The sequence below is a fragment of the Paenibacillus sp. FSL H7-0331 genome, assembly GCF_001956045.1.
This window is the reverse complement of the sequence record NZ_MRTH01000001.1, coordinates 22,566-38,935: the sequence shown is the minus strand read 5'-3', so window position 1 is coordinate 38,935 and position 16,370 is coordinate 22,566. Positions and strand designations below refer to the sequence as shown.

At 47.5% G+C, this 16,370-nt stretch carries 12 protein-coding genes; 11 read left to right on the top strand and 1 reads right to left on the bottom strand.

The annotated features are described in order from the left end of the window. Positions 1-71 precede the first annotated feature (71 nt). The 4 genes from asnS to BK127_RS00160 all read left to right on the top strand — a co-directional run bounded on the left by asnS (position 72) and on the right by BK127_RS00160 (position 4,799). On the top strand, positions 72-1,370 hold the full coding sequence (gene asnS, locus BK127_RS00175) for an asparagine--tRNA ligase (protein WP_076227298.1): 1,299 nt from the start codon (positions 72-74) through the stop codon (positions 1,368-1,370). A gap of 25 nt (positions 1,371-1,395) precedes the next feature. Beyond that, positions 1,396-2,073 carry a DnaD domain-containing protein gene (locus BK127_RS00170; protein ID WP_076227295.1) on the top strand — a complete coding sequence of 226 codons (678 nt, stop codon included), beginning with the start codon at positions 1,396-1,398 and terminating at the stop codon, positions 2,071-2,073. A 104-nt stretch (positions 2,074-2,177) separates the two neighbouring features. Next, complete coding sequence (locus BK127_RS00165) at positions 2,178-3,473, top strand: aspartate aminotransferase type Ic (protein ID WP_076227293.1); 1,296 nt, start codon at positions 2,178-2,180, stop codon at positions 3,471-3,473. A 228-nt stretch (positions 3,474-3,701) separates the two neighbouring features. After that, positions 3,702-4,799, top strand: a complete 1,098-nt coding sequence (locus BK127_RS00160; RefSeq protein ID WP_076227290.1) for an ATP-binding protein — start codon at positions 3,702-3,704, stop codon at positions 4,797-4,799. A gap of 113 nt (positions 4,800-4,912) precedes the next feature. On the opposite strand, the gene BK127_RS00155 is transcribed toward BK127_RS00160, so the two are convergent. Beyond that, positions 4,913-5,581, bottom strand: a complete 669-nt coding sequence (locus BK127_RS00155) for an ankyrin repeat domain-containing protein (protein WP_076227288.1) — start codon at positions 5,579-5,581, stop codon at positions 4,913-4,915. Positions 5,582-5,994: 413 nt separating this feature from the next. On the opposite strand from BK127_RS00155, the gene BK127_RS00150 reads away from it, so the two are divergent. The 7 genes from BK127_RS00150 to BK127_RS00120 all read left to right on the top strand — a co-directional run bounded on the left by BK127_RS00150 (position 5,995) and on the right by BK127_RS00120 (position 16,340). Further along, the gene (locus BK127_RS00150) at positions 5,995-6,822 is read left to right on the top strand and encodes an ABC transporter ATP-binding protein (RefSeq protein WP_076227285.1); all 828 of its coding nucleotides are present in this window, start codon (positions 5,995-5,997) and stop codon (positions 6,820-6,822) included. Continuing rightward, positions 6,800-7,885: an efflux RND transporter periplasmic adaptor subunit gene (locus BK127_RS00145; RefSeq protein WP_256711124.1), complete on the top strand. Its 1,086-nt coding sequence runs from the start codon at positions 6,800-6,802 to the stop codon at positions 7,883-7,885. Before BK127_RS00150 ends, BK127_RS00145 begins: the two co-directional genes overlap by 23 nt. Next, positions 7,885-10,824, top strand: coding sequence for an ABC transporter permease (locus BK127_RS00140; protein WP_179097337.1), 2,940 nt, complete (start codon positions 7,885-7,887; stop codon positions 10,822-10,824). Before BK127_RS00145 ends, BK127_RS00140 begins: the two co-directional genes overlap by 1 nt. 3 nt (positions 10,825-10,827) lie before the next feature. Then, entirely contained in the window at positions 10,828-11,709 is an 882-nt protein-coding gene (locus BK127_RS00135) for an ABC transporter ATP-binding protein (protein WP_076227280.1), read from the top strand. A gap of 141 nt (positions 11,710-11,850) precedes the next feature. Further along, a complete protein-coding gene (locus BK127_RS00130) occupies positions 11,851-13,329 on the top strand; it encodes an ABC transporter substrate-binding protein (protein WP_076227277.1) in 1,479 nt (492 codons plus the stop codon). 116 nt (positions 13,330-13,445) lie between these two features. Then, positions 13,446-15,623 carry a hypothetical protein gene (locus BK127_RS00125; RefSeq protein ID WP_076227274.1) on the top strand — a complete coding sequence of 726 codons (2,178 nt, stop codon included), beginning with the start codon at positions 13,446-13,448 and terminating at the stop codon, positions 15,621-15,623. Positions 15,624-15,818: 195 nt separating this feature from the next. Then, positions 15,819-16,340 (top strand): GbsR/MarR family transcriptional regulator, encoded by a 522-nt coding sequence (locus tag BK127_RS00120; RefSeq protein WP_076227271.1) that lies wholly within the window; start codon positions 15,819-15,821, stop codon positions 16,338-16,340. Positions 16,341-16,370: the final 30 nt, after the last annotated feature.

The following is a 16,370-nucleotide window of genomic DNA, read 5'->3' as shown; positions in this document are numbered from 1 at the left end:
ATGTAGCGGATATAGAATGTTGCCTACGGAATAGCAGTGTAAATTAGATTCTGGAAGGATGGGATCAAGCGATGAGTCCACATTTAACGATGATTCGAGAGGTTGAGAAGCACGCTAATGAAACAGTGAAGATGGGTTGCTGGCTGCACAATAAGCGCTCCAGCGGCAAAATCCAGTTTTTGCAGCTGAGGGACGGATCGGGCTACATTCAGGGTGTAGTCGTGAAAAGCGAGGTATCGACAGAAGTATGGGAAGCAGCCGCCAAGCTAACGCAGGAAAGCTCGCTGTATGTTACAGGGACCGTTCGGGAGGATACTCGCAGTAAGGGCGGCTATGAGCTGAATGTGACGGGTATTGAAGTTATTCAGATTACCGAAGAATATCCGATTACGCCCAAGGAGCATGGTGTAGATTACTTAATGGACCATCGCCACTTATGGATTCGTGCGCCGCGTCAGCGTGCCATCCTTGTTGTTCGTGCACAAATCATACGTGCGATTCAGCAGTTTTTTGACGAACGCGGCTTTCAATTGGTCGATCCTCCGATTCTAACCCCTTCCTCCTGCGAGGGGACGACGAATTTATTTGCTACGAAGTATTTTGACGAGGATGCCTATTTGACGCAAAGCGGTCAATTGTATATGGAAGCGGCAGCGATGGCATTGGGACGTGTGTATTCATTTGGTCCTACCTTTCGGGCGGAAAAGTCCAAGACACGCCGTCATTTGATCGAATTCTGGATGATTGAGCCGGAGATGGCTTTTGTGACCCATGAGGAAAGTCTCATTATACAAGAGCAGTTCGTCTCGCATATCGTCCAATCGGTACTGCACAACTGCCGCAAGGAGCTGGAGGTTCTGGAACGCGATGTGACCAAGCTTGAAAGCATCACAGCACCTTTTCCAAGAATATCATATGATGATGCAGTCGAATTCCTCCAAGCAAACGGACATGAATTTGCATGGGGCGAGGATTTTGGTGCGCCGCATGAAACGGCGATAGCAGCTAGCTATGACAAGCCGGTATTTATTACGAATTACCCTACAGAAATCAAAGCATTTTATATGAAGCCAGACCCGAATCGTGCTGAAGTTGTGCTGTGTGCCGATATGATCGCACCTGAGGGCTACGGGGAAATTATTGGCGGCAGCCAGCGGATTGACGATCCCGAATTGATGGAGCAGCGTTTTGTGGAGCATGAGCTTTCCAAGGAAGCTTATCAATGGTATCTCGATTTACGTAAGTATGGTACCGTACCGCATTCCGGCTTTGGTCTCGGTCTGGAGCGGACGGTTGCCTGGATTTGTGGATTGGATCATGTACGGGAGACGATTGCATTCCCGCGGTTGTTGTACCGGTTGTATCCTTAATTGTTTGGCGTGAAGAGGTGGATCGATGAAACAAAATGAGAAGGATCGTGAGCGGCAGGAGCTGCTGAGTGCTTTTGCAACTGGCTGGAAGGCGGGGCATATCGCTGTCCCTTACCTGCTGATCAAGCATTACCATCAGTTGAAGCTTACGGAAGTCGATGTGATGCTGATGATTCATGTGTTGGCTTTTATGGAAAAGGAACGCAAGGAGTTTCCCACGCTAGAGGAGCTGCAGGGACGTATGTCCGTAACGCCAGAAAAGGTCATTGCTTCGCTGCAAAAGCTGTTGAAGGCGGGCCATTTGACCATTGATGAAGCGGTTGACCCGATTAGCGGGATACAGGGAGAGAAATACAATCTGGATCCGCTGCTGGAACGGTTGGCCGGCTTCTGGTATGAGGAGGAGCTGCAGCGCAAAAAAGCGTTGGAGCCTGCAGAGCCGGAAACCAGGAAGGATATTTTTTCGATATTCGAAAAAGAGTTTGCCCGTCCGTTAACACCGATGGAGCTCGAATCGATCACGGGTTGGCTGGACAAAGATAAATATATGGAGCCGTTGATATTGGCTGGACTGAAGGAAGCGGTATTTGCAGGCAAGGTGCATTTTCGCTACATTGATCGGATTTTGTTGGAATGGAGCCGCAATCGGATTACAACCGTTGAGCAGGCCAAGGAGCATTCACAGAAATTTCGCTCCAGATGATAGCGGTATTCGCTTAATTGAAGCCTCCATGATGGATGAAACATCATACTAATAAACAGATCGTGACCGCAGCAGCGGTACGACTGTGATAAGGAGTCATCGGAATGCGTGCACTTAGTGATCTGAGCGCCAACGAATTGGTCGAAGCTGAATTGAAAATACAGGAACAATATGACGGTTACAAAAATCGCAAGTTGAAGCTGGATATGTCCAGAGGCAAGCCGTCTCCAGAGCAATTAGACCTGTCGATGCCAATGCTGGATACTGTACAATCGTCCGATTTGTTGAATGCAGCAGACGGTACGGATTTGCGTAATTATGGTGGAATTGATGGGATTCCGGAGGCGAAGGCGTTATTTGCCCGATTGCTTGGGGTGGATTCCAAGGAAATTATCATTGGTGGCAATTCGAGCCTTAATCTGATGCATGATACGATAGCCAGAGCGATGATTCATGGTGTGTACGGCAGTCAGACCCCTTGGGGGAAGCTGCCGGTTGTGAAATTTCTTTGCCCGAGTCCAGGGTATGATCGACATTTTGCGATATGCGAGCTTTTCAATATTGAAATGATTGTGATCGATATGCTGGATGATGGACCAGATATGGATACGATTGAGCGGCTGGTTCGCGAGGATGATTCGATTAAAGGTATCTGGTGTGTGCCGAAATATAGCAATCCCGAAGGCATCACTTATTCCGATGAGATTGTAGACAGATTGGCAGCGATGCCTGCGAAAGCGGCTGATTTTAGAATTTTTTGGGACGATGCTTATATGGTTCATCATTTAACTGACCGTCCTGATCCGTTAAAAAATATGCTGGCAGCGTGTAAAGCGGCAGGGAATGCGGATCGTGTATTCGTATTCGCTTCAACCTCCAAAATCACCTTCCCTGGTTCAGGCGTTGCCGTGATGGCAGCCAATGTCGCTAACGTTGGTTATATTCGGAAACAATTATCTATTCAAACTATTGGACCTGATAAAATTAACCAGCTACGACACGTTCGATTTTTCCCTGATCTGGAGCAGATCGCAGCGCATATGAACCGGCATGCAGCTATAATTAAACCTAAATTTGATACGGTGTTAAACAAGCTTGAAGCGGAGCTTGGCGGAAAGCAGCTGGCATCCTGGAAAAAGCCGGGCGGCGGATACTTTATAAGTCTGAATACGTTGGATGGCTGTGCCCAAGCCGTGATCAGTCTGGCCGCAGAAGCCGGTGTTACCTTGACTCAGGCTGGTGCAACGTATCCGTATGGCAAGGATCCCAACGATCGGAATATTCGGATAGCTCCGACATTCCCTTCATTAGAAGAGCTGGAAACAGCCATTGAAGTTCTTTGTCTTTGCATTCAGTTGGTTAGCATTAGGAAGCTTCGGGCGAAAATTACAGCAAGCTAAATAAACAGGAACCTTTAGCTCCACAATATTGAACGGTGACCCGTAGGATGACACTTGTACTAAGTGACCCATTATCAGGTTGCCGTTCATAGAGTGGCCTAAAGGTTCTTTTATTTTCCGGTTCTGTTTGGATGACTCAGAGGCTATACAGTGGATATACTTCAATGATTAATTATGTTATTATTAATTTACGTAATAACGTAAATATTGAAATTTGGAGGTGCTCGTGTGACTCGTGATCTGGGTTTGGAAATGGATGAATTGAAGAAGCAATTGAATGAATTGCAAAGGTATGTGCAGCAAAGCAGGATGGATACCAGTCGGAAAAGTGAGATTATAAGTGATCCGGCAGACCCTGTTGACGAAGCAAATGGGGGTTCTGGTCGCATTTATTATTCCGGCCAATATCGAAATTCCACAATCAAATACAAGTGGGAAGCCCAGGAGCAGCAAATCAGCAGCTTGCTTAACCAGGATGGCGAGAAGCTGGCCAAGATATTGTCAGCGCTTGGGAACAAGCAGCGACTCGATATATTAAGGTCTGTCTTGCAAGGACCCGTCAATGGTACGGATTTAGTGGAGCGGCTTCATATGGGGACAACGGGTCAATTGTATCATCATACAAAAGCATTAATGGGAGCAGACTTGCTCATTCAGGAAGAACGGGGAGGTGAGTACAGCCTGCCGGCACATCGGGTTCTTCCGGTTCTGCTGCTGCTCGCAGCTGCGGCTGATTTGGCGGATACCGGGAATTATATGGATATGGCCGAAGCCAGAGATCACGCAGGTTTATATTTAGGTGCAGGAAAGACGAAGTATGACCCCCACTTGCTCGTTTGGGCTTTAATCGAAAATTCCATTTTGGAGCACCAATCCGGGTATTGCAGTCAGATCGATATTTATTTGCATGATCAACGAAATGTGACTGTTGCAGACAACGGTCGGGGGATTCCGATCAGCGCACTCAGCGCACCTGATAAACCGAATTTACTGGCTGTGCTGACCGATATTCAGCGTCCTGGTTTAAGTGCACCGTATTTTGCAGCAGGGGGTGAAAAAGGGATAAGTGTTGCTGTAGTTAATGCTTTATCGTATCAACTAGCTGTGGAAATACGCAGAGACGGCCATGTGTACAGACAGAATTATAAGCACGGTATTCCGCAAACGGGTGTACGGATCGTGGGAGCTACAGGAGAAACGGGGACGAGTGTAACTGTGGAGACGGATCCGGATCTGTTTGCAGCCGACTTTGAGCTTCATATTCTGGAGAAAAGAGCGGCAGAGATCCAGGTTGCGTATCCCAAACTCACCGTCTTGGTCCACTAAGCAGCTCTTCTTACGAATTGAAATAGGGAATCAAAAAAAACGGCAGTCGCCTCTGATGAGGAAGGGATGCCGTTTTTTGTGGTGGGCATGCAGTAGGTACGGTCATGTATCCCTTATACCAAATCCGTTGTGATGAGGTTGAGAAGCTCTACGTTAGCGGAATTTCGGGCCATATCGACAGGTGTTACCCCTTCATCGTTGGCAGCTTCAGGGTCTGAGCCATGCTTGAGCAGAAGTGTAACCATCTCGATATGCTGATTGTGTACTGCTGAATGCAGCGGCGTCCAACCGCTTTGCTGGCGAGCATTCGGGTCTGCGGCATGCAGCAGAAGTACCTCAGCGATAGAAGTATGCCTGCCAGCGGCAGCCGAATGTAGTGGTGTCACACGCATGGTGTTATAAGAGACGGTATTGACTTTTGCACCGCGTTCGAGGAGAGCTGCGGCTATAGTGCTATGCCCGAAGAAAGCAGCCAGGCCAAGCGGTGTATAGCCGTCATGTGAATAGCTGTCCATAAGCGCCGGTGACTCCTCAAGTAGATCGACTACAGCCGATAGCTTGCCAACTGCAGCGGCTTCATGAATATTTAAGCTTACATGGAGGTCAAGCAATAAAGTAACTATCGATTTGGCTCCATAGTATTGGGCGATCAGGATAGGGCTGTTTCCTTCTGAATCCTTGTGCCGCGCCACATCTGGATGTTCATTGAGTAAGTTGGCTGCTTGTTCCATATCCTTCGCTTTAATGGCTCGCATGAGCTGTTCTATTAGTGATGATGACATGAATAGTAACCTCCCGAAGTCTTCTATAGCATGGTAAAGCCTGATAAAATGACGTCTTTACAGATAAAGGTGAAAATATGTTGACCTGTAATTATATAACAATTCGGTTTGTTTATCAATGTATGGTTGTAGATTCAACGAAATTCGATAGTATTCATCAGACTAGCTAATTTTTATCCTGTTTCTGTAACCTTTTGCCGATTCGCCTCGTCTAAGATTAGGGGAGATCATTTTGTCATTCGCAGGTCAAACTGCTGTATGCTGGCAGATCAGGAAAAACCAGGTTGGTTCATGGAAGCTTGGCGAGTCATGATGAAGCTGGCTGTTTTTATGAAGAGTGCTGTTGGAAGCTTACATAGTTCGTTATTCTTATGGGTAGCGATACCTGGAAGAACACTTATAGGAGGATCAAAATGATAGGTTGGCTTCGTCCAAAAAAACAAACAAGCAAGGTTTCTGAAGGGCGAGAGCTCAACACAGAAACTGATTTACAACCTGTCATGAATGATGGTGCTGTGGCTTCTAAGGCGGAAAAGGTTATCATTGAGCAGCGTTTTGACATTACCCAGCCGATTCTTACCGTATCGGGAGTAGAGCGTTCCTTTCCCGTTGGAGGCAGTCAACTGCATGTACTCAAAGGCATCAACATGTCCCTTTATCCGCTGCAGCTCGTCATGCTCAAAGGCCGTTCAGGCTCAGGTAAAACAACGCTGTTGAATTTGATCGGAGGGCTGGATCAGCCTAATACGGGTGAGATTATGTTTCTTAATCATCCGTTTCATCGCTGCAGTGACGATCAACGCACACAGATTCGTCGCAAGGAGATCGGTTTTATTTTTCAATCGTATGCCTTGATGCCCTTGTTGTCTGCCTGGGAAAATGTTGAACTGGCGCTGCGAATGGCAGGGGTTCCGCGATCAGAATGGAAGCAGCGTGCTGCCCATTGTCTGGATCTGGTAGGGCTTTCCAAACGTATGCATCATCGTCCTTTCGAGTTATCGGGAGGCGAGCAGCAGCGTGTTGCTATTGCCAAAGCGATAGCGCATAAACCTTCTCTGTTGTTGGCCGACGAACCGACAGCAGAGCTGGATTCCCAGATGGGTGCACAGGTAATGGCGGTGTTTCGTGACATTATTACGACTGAGCAAGTAACGATATGTATGACGACACACGATCCGACAATTATGGAGGTTGCCGACCATGTATTCGAAATGGTGGATGGAAAATTTATCAGCACGTAGTCTGTCCGTGCGGCCTGTCGCAATCGCTTGTTTAGCGGCTGTGCTAGTGCTTGTATCGGGCTGCTCCTTGCTGCCGAAGGAGGATGAAGAGGAGAAGCTGCCGGTTATAACAGCTCCCAAGCTATCCAAAAAGCCGGAGTACATCGTGAAAACCGATACACTGGAAACCAAGGTGCACGGCTCTGGCAAACTGATGGCTACTCAGGAGGAAGATCTGTATTTTACCGATGAAGCAAGCCGCAGAATCAAGAGTGTTCTGGTGAAGAGCGGCGACAAGGTGGAGCAAGGTCAGCTCATTGCCGAGCTTGATGTGACGGAGCAGGAGAGCCAGCTGAAGCAGAAGCGTCTGCAAACACGCAAGGATGAGCTTGTTATGATTGAAACCTTGCGCAAAGCCGATGAAATGACTGTGGAGTCGCTGGAGCAGGCAAAAATCGATTTTGAACTGAAACGTGAGGAATTGAACAAGCTGGAAAACACAATTGCCAAGGCGAAGCTGACGGCACCCTATGCCGGTACGATTGTTTCTGTATTTCTGAAAAAGGGCGACACCGCACAAGCGTATGATGCCGTTGCGACGATTGCTGATTTGTCTCAGCTGACTGTTGTCGGGAGCTTAAGTGCAGACGACTTGAAAAAGGTCGCGGTCGGCATGGAGGTTGTCGTGGACATTAATGCTGCAGGTCAACACAAAGGAAAAGTACTACAGCTGCCTAATCCTAAAGTAGATACAGGTAATGGCGGCGTTGGTGGTCAGGGAAGCAATGGGCAACCGAAGACGCCGGATACGATTGACAATTATTTGGTTGTACAGCTGGATCCTTTTCCGCAAGGGCTGAATAGGGGGACACGGCTCAGTGTGTCCGTCATCATCCAGCGCAAAGAAAAGGCAGTCACGATTCCTTTATCTACCTTGCGTTCTTATTCGGGACGAAACTATGTGCAGCTGGTAGACGAGCAGGGGAACAAAAAAGAAGTGGATGTAGAGATTGGTCAGCAAACATCGACGGATGTGGAAATTCTTAAGGGACTAACGCCGGGGCAGAAAGTTGTGGGTCGATAATGTCGATACCGATGCTTCGGTTTTTATACCGCAAGATGTGGAACACGCGCTGGCTAACCTTAAGCTCACTACTCGGCTTGATCATGGCTGTTGCTTTTACGACAAGCATACCGATGTATGCCGATGGATCCTTGAAGCGTGTGGTCAGCAAATCGCTGGAAGAGAAGAGCAATGGACTACCGGCAGGCTCACTGCTGATTCGTTATCAGGCAACGGGGAGTGAGAAAGCAGATCTGGATGCACTTGCCGACGTGGATCAATACATCCAAACCGAACTTCCTAAGGACGTTGCCTTTCCTAATCAGGCCTATGTCCGCAGCTATTCGATCCGCTCCTCCCAGTTGGCACCCGATAACCCCCAAACCGTGGATCCGAGCAAAAAACGCCAGATGACCCTGATGTCACAAAGCGGTTTGAAGGAGCAAATCGAGATCGTACAGGGACAATGGTATGCGGATCAGATTCAAAACGGTATCGTTGAAGCTGTTATTCTGGAAGAAGCGATGTTCCGTAACGATATGCATATCGGTGATGTATTCAATTATCCGATTAGCGGGGGGTTAGGTATAGCACCGCTCAAGATCAAGATAGTGGGTACGGTCAAAGCGGGCAAGGAAGGCGATCCGTATTGGTTTCAAGGTATGGAGGGGTTGGTTAACACCCTCTTTATGAGCGAGCAGTCATTTCAAACCTACATACTTCAACAGAAAAAAATTCCGCTCAATTTGGCCAATTGGTATTATGCTTTTGACTTACGGGAGATTCAGACAAGTCAATTGTCTCCGCTGCAAAATAAACTGGAGCGTCTGGATATCACCTTGTTTCAGAAACTGAAAAATACACGGGTCGATTTATCGTTTATTCCTATTCTGCAGGAGTTCAGATCGCAGAGTCTGCAGCTGCAAATTTTGCTATTTACGTTAGCCGCACCCATGATTGCGATGGTTTTTTATTACATTGTGATGAATGCGCGTCAATCTCTGGATCGGCAGCGCAGTGTAATTGCTGTTCTGCGAAGCCGGGGCGGCAGTACCCGACAAATTATTGGCATCTATTTGCTTGAAGGGTTTCTGCTGGGGGTGACTGCGTTAATCGTAGGTCCTATGCTTGGCTGGTTCATGGCCAAGAGCATAGGCTCCTCCAGCGGCTTTCTAACCTTCGTTGACCGCCAATCGGTACCGGTAGGTGTCTCGACCGAAGCTTTGCTGTACGGGGGTGCGGCTGTCTTCATAGCGATCCTGGCCAGCGTCATACCGGCCATTGTATATGCACGCTCCTCTATTGTCAGCTATAAGCAGAAGCTGGCTCGTGCCGACCGGTCGCCATTTTGGCAAAAATGGTTTCTGGATGTGGGATTGATCGCTTTAGTAGGTTATGGTTACTACTTGTTCGACCAGCGGCAGCTGCTCACGGCTCAGACAGGACTTACTACTGATCAATTACAGGTGCATCCGTTGCTGTTTTTTGTACCGGCCTTATCGATTATTTCCTTGGGATTGTTTTTTCTGCGGCTGTTTCCGTGGTTGCTCCGCTTATGGAGCTGGATAGGCAAGCGATTCCTGCCGGTGCCGATTTACTTGACATTGACGCAACTGTCACGTTCGGCCGGGTCTTATTACCCGCTGATGCTGCTGCTCATTTTGACCCTGGGGCTTGGTGTGTACAATGCATCGGCGGCCAGAACCATCGATTTGAACTCCACGGATCGCACTCTGTATGCCTATGGTACGGATGTGATTGTGCAGGCGGTCTGGACTGGAGTATCCGATGAGCTTCCACAGGATCAAAGCGCAGGTCAAAATGGTGGAAACAGCGGAAGTGGGGCCGGTGGCTCCCAGGGAAACGGTGGCTCTCCAGGTGGCGGTAATAGCGGTTCCGGCCAACAGGGCGGAGGCGCACCCGGTGGTGCTGGCAGTGGCATGGAAGGACCTCCTCCCAAGCTGCGATATGTGGAGCCTCCATTCATTGTTTTTCAGCAGACGGAAGGCATCGACCACGCAGCACGAGTGTTACGGACCAAAGGTAATGTCGTGGTTTCGGGAAAATCGTTAGGGCAAGGCATGTTGATGGGAATCGACAACGTGGATTTTGCCAAAGTCGCCTGGTTTCGCAAGGATTTGTTCAAGGCACATCCCAACGCCTACCTGAATCTGCTTGGCACGTATGAGCAGGCTGTCATTATTCCGACGTCCTTTGCCGAGAAGAACCACATCAAGGAAGGGGACATTATTAATATTTCCATTCAACAGCAGCAGGTGGAGTTTGTCGTTGTGGCTACGGTTCCTTATTGGCCAAGTCAATATCCGGATCAAACCCCATTTTTCATTGCTAATCTGGAATACATTTATGATCAGGCCCCGATTGTTCCTTATGAGGTGTGGTTAAAAATGAAGGACGGTGCGAAGGTTACACCCATTGTCGAAGCACTGACAGCCAAACAGATTGAAATTGCCAGTGTCAAAGACGTGCGCAACGAACTGATTATCCAGAAAAAGCATCCATCCCGTGGTGGCGTATTTGGCATTTTGAGTCTTGGATTTCTGGTTTCCGTGCTTGTGTCGTTAATTGGTTACATCCTGTATTGGTTTTTCAATCTTTCCAGCAGAGTTGTGCAGTTTGGCGTACTGCGGGCGATGGGACTCTCTCGTAGACAGCTAACGGGAATGCTTTTATTGGAGCAGGGCTTTACAGCTGGGCTGTCTATCGCTCTCGGTATAGGAATTGGGAAGCTGACCAGTTATTTATTCCTGCCCTTCTTGCAGACGGCAGAAAACGTGCAGACACAGGTTCCACCGTTCCGTGTAGTATTTAATGCCCGTGATACCGATCAGTTATATATTGTCGTGGCATTCATGATGCTGACGGGTGCTGCACTGTTGTTCCTGCATATACGCAGGCTGCGTGTTCATCAAGCTGTGAAGCTGGGAGAGGAGAAATAAGCGATGATCAGCTGTGAAGAGCTTGTCAAAATATACAAAACCGACGAGATCGAGGTCGTCGCTCTCAAAGGTCTTAATATTTCTGTTGCTAGTGGCGAAATGATGGCGATAATCGGCAACAGCGGCAGTGGTAAGTCCACATTGCTGAATATTTTAGGAGGTCTTGACCGTCCATCGGCAGGGCAGGTTCAGGTTGGAGAATGGAATTTGCTGAAAATCACTGACGAGGAGCTTGTCCAATACAAGCGTAAAACCGTTGGATTTATTTGGCAAAATAACGCCCGCAATCTGGTTCCTTACCTGACCGCGCTGGAAAACGTCGAAATGCCGATGATGCTGAGTGGTCAATACGATAGAGCCTACGCCAAGCAGCTGCTGGAATGGGTTGGCCTCAAGGAGCGAATGGGGAATAAGCTGCAGCAGCTCTCTGGAGGCGAGCAGCAGCGGGTAGCGATTGCGATTTCCTTATCCAACAAACCGACACTGCTGCTGGCGGATGAACCAACGGGCTCAGTCGATACACGAACCTCGGATATGATCATGGATATTTTTCGAAAGCTGAACCGCGAGCTGGGGGTTACGATTGTTATTGTAACTCATGATATGGAGCTCGCCAGCAAGGTGGATCGTGTTGTAGCGATTCGCGATGGGATGACCAGCACGGAGTTCATTAAGCGCAATCCGAATCTGGATGAGGCAGGATCTGAAGTTTCTTCTGGCTTACATTCGATGCAGGATGTGCATGAGGAATATGTCGTGCTGGATCGCGCCGGACGGCTGCAAATCCCGAAGGCCTATTTACAGGCACTGAAAATTGATAGCAAGGCGTCAATGGAGTTTGATGGGGAGAAGATCATTATTCGCCCTCCTAAGAGTTTGTCCTGATGTATTTTGAAGACTTCATGCGTCTTCATTATATACACATAAATCATAAGTGCTTCAAACAACTACATAAGGCAGTTACATAAGGACAACCACAGCAAGCCAAATTTAAGCAACAACTATTACAAAGGGGGATTTTAGTTAATGAAACCATGGGTTAAGCAAGCTATGCTGCTGTCCATATGTGCGGGACTTACGATTCCGCTGCTGGCGGCCTGCACAAAAATGCCGGGGGCATCGGACAAGACGGAGCGGGTTCTACGAATCGCAACGACAATGGGCGGTAGCGAGGATGAATATTTCCGCCAGCAATTTACGGAGATCTTTGAGTATGCCAATCCTAATATCAAGCTGGAAATCGTATCAACCATAGACGAGAGCACTAGATATGGCCGGCCGGACCCAAGTAAAAAGCAGGTCGATCCACTCGATAAGCTCAAGGAAGTCATGCAGGGTGACAATCCGCCTGATGTGGTCATGGTCGGTTATGACCAGCTGCCTGAACTGATCAGCAACAACTTGCTGACTCAGCTTGATCCGATGATTACCAAGGACAAGTTCGATACCTCCGATATGGTTCCTGCTGTCATCGAAGGTTTGAAGAAATCAGGGGATGGCAAGCTGTATGCTTTGGCCCCAACCTTTAACTCCTCTGCGCTTGTCTATAACAAAAAAATGTTTGATGAAGCCGGAGTAGCCTATCCCAAAGACAAAATGACGTGGGAGGAAGCTTTTGATCTGGGAAGACGCTTGGGTAAAGGCGAGGGTGAAAACCGCAAATACGGATTTTCCTTCTCGACCCAATCGATGGGCGACCTGTTCTATTCGATCCAGATGTACACAGCTCCTCTTCAGCTAAGGATGTACGATGAGAAGGGCGATAAAATGACGGTCGATACCGATCAATGGGAAAAGATCTGGAAAACGATGCTGCAGCTGAAAAAGGACAAAGTGCTGCCTGAACAGCTCGATCAGGCAGCCATGAGAGCTAAAATGTCGAATCCAGGTGGTGCCGATTTTAATCCATTCCAGTACGACGATTTCTTATCTGGACGTGTGGCGATGTCGATCATTAACTATGGTCAACTGAGTCAAATTACGAACGCCAATAAAAGTGCCCAGAATGTTAAGAGCTTTACGCCAATTGATTGGGATGTCGTCACCTTACCGGTTCATCCTGAGGCTCCCGATGTAGGTGGGTATATGAGTATGAACGGGATTATGGGAGTCAATGCCAAAGCTCAGAACGTAGATGATGCATGGAAATTTATCAAGTTCATCAATAGTGAAGATTGGGCACGCCTGAAAGCAAGCAGCTCTTATAATATCGTTACTCGCAAGAAATACATTAAGCCCAAAGACGGTGTGCAATTCCACATTGAAGCCTTTACAACCTTGACCCCTGCACCAATGCCCGATAACAAGGTTTATCGCGACAAGCCGAATATTTACCAGGTTCAGGATATTGGTCGTCGTTTGTTCGAAGACGCATCACAGGACAAGATTCAAATCAGGGATGCTCTGAAAAAATGGCAAACCGACGGCGACGCCATGCTGCAGCAAATGAAGGATAATCCTAATGGACCTGTTGGCACGATGAACGCTGTTCCAATGATGAGATAAGGTTTTCCTATGGAAAACCTAGCAACGCTAACGAAGTCAGTTTTCCTTAGGAAAACACAGAATTTGCTTACGAAGTCAGTTTTCCTACGGAAAACTCTAAGGAGGGTAACCCCATCATGATCATTATTAAACAATCCACCGCCATCCTGCTGTTGTCAGCCGTTGTCACCTTAAGTACGGTTGTTCCTGCCTTTGCGGCAGATAACGGCACAACGCCGCCGTCCAGCAGCAGCGCCATTCTGACTACTGGATCGGCCCCTGCGCTCGGTACGGTAGAGATTCAGGGAGGCAGCTACTTCGAGCTGAAGAATGTGACGATGCTGACAGAGCAAAGCGGCAAGACGGTTTCCTTTACTTTGAGTGTCCATAATACAACGAGCACTGATCTGCTTTTTATCGACTATTGGGTACGCATGCGGACGCAATCAGGCAATCAAATCTCTGTCAGGGTACTGCCGCAGGATAAAGATAAAAATCGGATAACGCCGCAATCGGTACAGGATATCAGCTTTTATGCATCAGTTAATGAAACGACCGAGCTCAGCGATCTTGTGTTTGAAGTGATCAAATGGGACTTTTCGCAGCCGAATTTTGAACGAAAGATAGGGGAGGTTGCGGTTCCCGCCGGGTATTCGGTGGTTACACCCGTGAATGAAACTCATATTATTAATATGGCTGGTACTGAGGTTAAGGGTTCGATAAAAAAAGTGTTTATGACCAAAAACGAAAAGAATTACTCCCCTACCGTCGTGCTGAATATGGAAAATGTCGGAAATCGAACAGCGGTTGTGCCTGCATACCAGTTTTTGCTGCGCACAAGTGAGGGTTATATGTACCCATTGGACGCGAAGAGCTTAAAGGATTTATCGATTAATCCACAAATCAAAAAAGAAATCGAATTAACGGGCTCTGTTCCAATCACGGTCAGCACGGAAGGCTGGCAGCTTGTCATTATCCAGAACGCAGCGGATTTGAAGCTGAACCTGCCAATTGCCTACTTTCAGCTGCCTGCTGTGTCTGCTCCTGACAGCGTCGACGCGGGAACGGAATATCATTTTACGAACAAAGCGGGTACGTATACCTCCAAGCTGAATTCCTTTCAGCGCCTGCCTTGGGAAGATCAGGATATTTTGACAGCGAATTTCACACTGCTTAATCAAGGCGTTGAGGCTCTGCCGATACCGGATTTGGTAGGCTACTATTTACTGGATGATAACGTCAAAGTAGAAGCCAAGCTGATTAAGACGGACAAAATGATCGGGCTCCCCAAAGGGAGTGAGGCGAATTTTCAGTTTATAGGAAAAATGCCTTATACGTATGAGTTTTCTTCCATTAAGCTTGTACTTGAGGAGAAAATCAGCGAAACCGAAAAGGAAGAGCTGCTAAAATTTGCACAAAGCTCCGAGCTGCTCAATATGCCTTACATTAATGTCGGGGATATGTACAAAAAAGCTATTGTGGGCCGAAGCGCCAGCTACAAAGTGCTTGGTGTGAATACCTATACAGGGGATACGGCCGATGTTTTTACCGTACAGATGGAAGCAACGAATCTCGAGAAGCGTTCTACGGACGTATCCAAGCTTGTCGCGCAATTTAAAACGATCGACGGCTCCGTTTATCCTGCTGCCATTTCCGAAATCAAAAATAAGGTAGGTCCGGGCGGCTCCGCTCTGTTGTTTGTATCCAGCACGCTGCCGAAAACTTTCCCGACAACGAACATGCATGTCATGATCGGCGAGGCGGTAACCGAGGACAAGTATACGGAAAAAGAAGCCAAACCGGATGCCTATGTGAATGCCGCAGCATTTTGGCTGCCTAATGAGAATTTTACTGCGAAGGACGATTTTGAAAAAATCGATCTGTTTCCGTATACACTTCATGTCGGCGGCGTGAATACGTGGCTCAACCGAGACGAACTCAGACTGACCTTCGATTATGAGCTGACCAAAAACGTGAGGATCGAATCGAATACCGAGGGACGCAAGCTTATATTTGGTTTTGAGGATGAGAAGGGCAACAAGACATTTACGAAAGAATTTGATTTTAAGGACTTTGATAGTAAAAGCTCAGATTCCAGTGCCTCAGCAGGTGCCGTCTCCTCAGATCCAGCAGTCAATGATGATAAGATCAGACTGGGCAAAAAGGAAAAATTCCGGATTACAGAGCGTGATGCGGACCTGATTTTCCATCTGGATACATTAAAGACGTACAAGCTCAGCATCTATGATTCTTTTCAGGGTCAAAAGAAGCTGTTAGCCAGCAAGAAGATCGATTGGTTTACAACAACGGATTAATTGGGGTTTAAGGGTCAATAGCCAAACCGTCCAACAGCATGTAGAGCAGGCTGGTCAGGGCGGTTTTTGGTTTTTTCAATTATGAACGATTTGTTAAATATTCTCAAAACTATTGACAGTTTTTTCAAAAGCACTTAATGTTATTATCGTTAACAACATTGTTAATGATATCAACGATGATTTAAGGAGATTGCTATGAAATCGCCACAACTGTCCTTTGAAGACTTGAAAACAAACATAAGCAATCATATGTCGCTATCCTTTGAGTCAGAAGGGTTCAGTCCTTTGGTTGGCAAGATTTTTGCTCAATTACTGTTTGCCTCAAGCCCCATGAGTCTTCAGGAGATAGCGGAGAATCTGGGTGTTACCAAAGCTGCAATCAGTGTACAGGCGCGGACTCTGGAAAAGCATATGATGTGTCACAAGCTGCCGACCAGCAGCAATCGTAAGGATTATTACTACATAAGCGATGATTTCAGCATGACTACCGTACAAATCATGATTATGAAGATAGGCGATATTCAGAAGATGATTGAATCTACCCTAGATGTATTTTCAAATTTGTCTGAATTGGAGGAGTCGGATAAACCTTCACACTATGCCTCCAAACGCCGTTTTTTGGAAATGCAAGCCCTTCATGAAATCCTATTGGCACGGTTGGATGGCTTGGAGGAGGAATGGAAAGTTCGGCGGGAGCAGCTTTTTTTTGAATCTTGACTAGGCGGGGGATAGGGTTAAAGTGCTGAT

Bases quoted from the DNA above. Each gene is read 5' to 3' on its own strand.
- asnS (WP_076227298.1), top strand. From the start codon at position 72: ATGAGTCCACATTTAACGATGATTCGAGAGGTTGAGAAGCACGCTAAT.
- BK127_RS00170 (WP_076227295.1), top strand. From the start codon at position 1,396: ATGAAACAAAATGAGAAGGATCGTGAGCGGCAGGAGCTGCTGAGTGCT.
- BK127_RS00165 (WP_076227293.1), top strand. From the start codon at position 2,178: ATGCGTGCACTTAGTGATCTGAGCGCCAACGAATTGGTCGAAGCTGAA.
- BK127_RS00155 (WP_076227288.1), bottom strand. From the start codon at position 5,581: ATGTCATCATCACTAATAGAACAGCTCATGCGAGCCATTAAAGCGAAG.
- BK127_RS00150 (WP_076227285.1), top strand. From the start codon at position 5,995: ATGATAGGTTGGCTTCGTCCAAAAAAACAAACAAGCAAGGTTTCTGAA.
- BK127_RS00145 (WP_256711124.1), top strand. From the start codon at position 6,800: ATGGAAAATTTATCAGCACGTAGTCTGTCCGTGCGGCCTGTCGCAATC.
- BK127_RS00140 (WP_179097337.1), top strand. From the start codon at position 7,885: ATGTCGATACCGATGCTTCGGTTTTTATACCGCAAGATGTGGAACACG.
- BK127_RS00135 (WP_076227280.1), top strand. From the start codon at position 10,828: ATGATCAGCTGTGAAGAGCTTGTCAAAATATACAAAACCGACGAGATC.
- BK127_RS00130 (WP_076227277.1), top strand. From the start codon at position 11,851: ATGAAACCATGGGTTAAGCAAGCTATGCTGCTGTCCATATGTGCGGGA.
- BK127_RS00125 (WP_076227274.1), top strand. From the start codon at position 13,446: ATGATCATTATTAAACAATCCACCGCCATCCTGCTGTTGTCAGCCGTT.
- BK127_RS00120 (WP_076227271.1), top strand. From the start codon at position 15,819: ATGAAATCGCCACAACTGTCCTTTGAAGACTTGAAAACAAACATAAGC.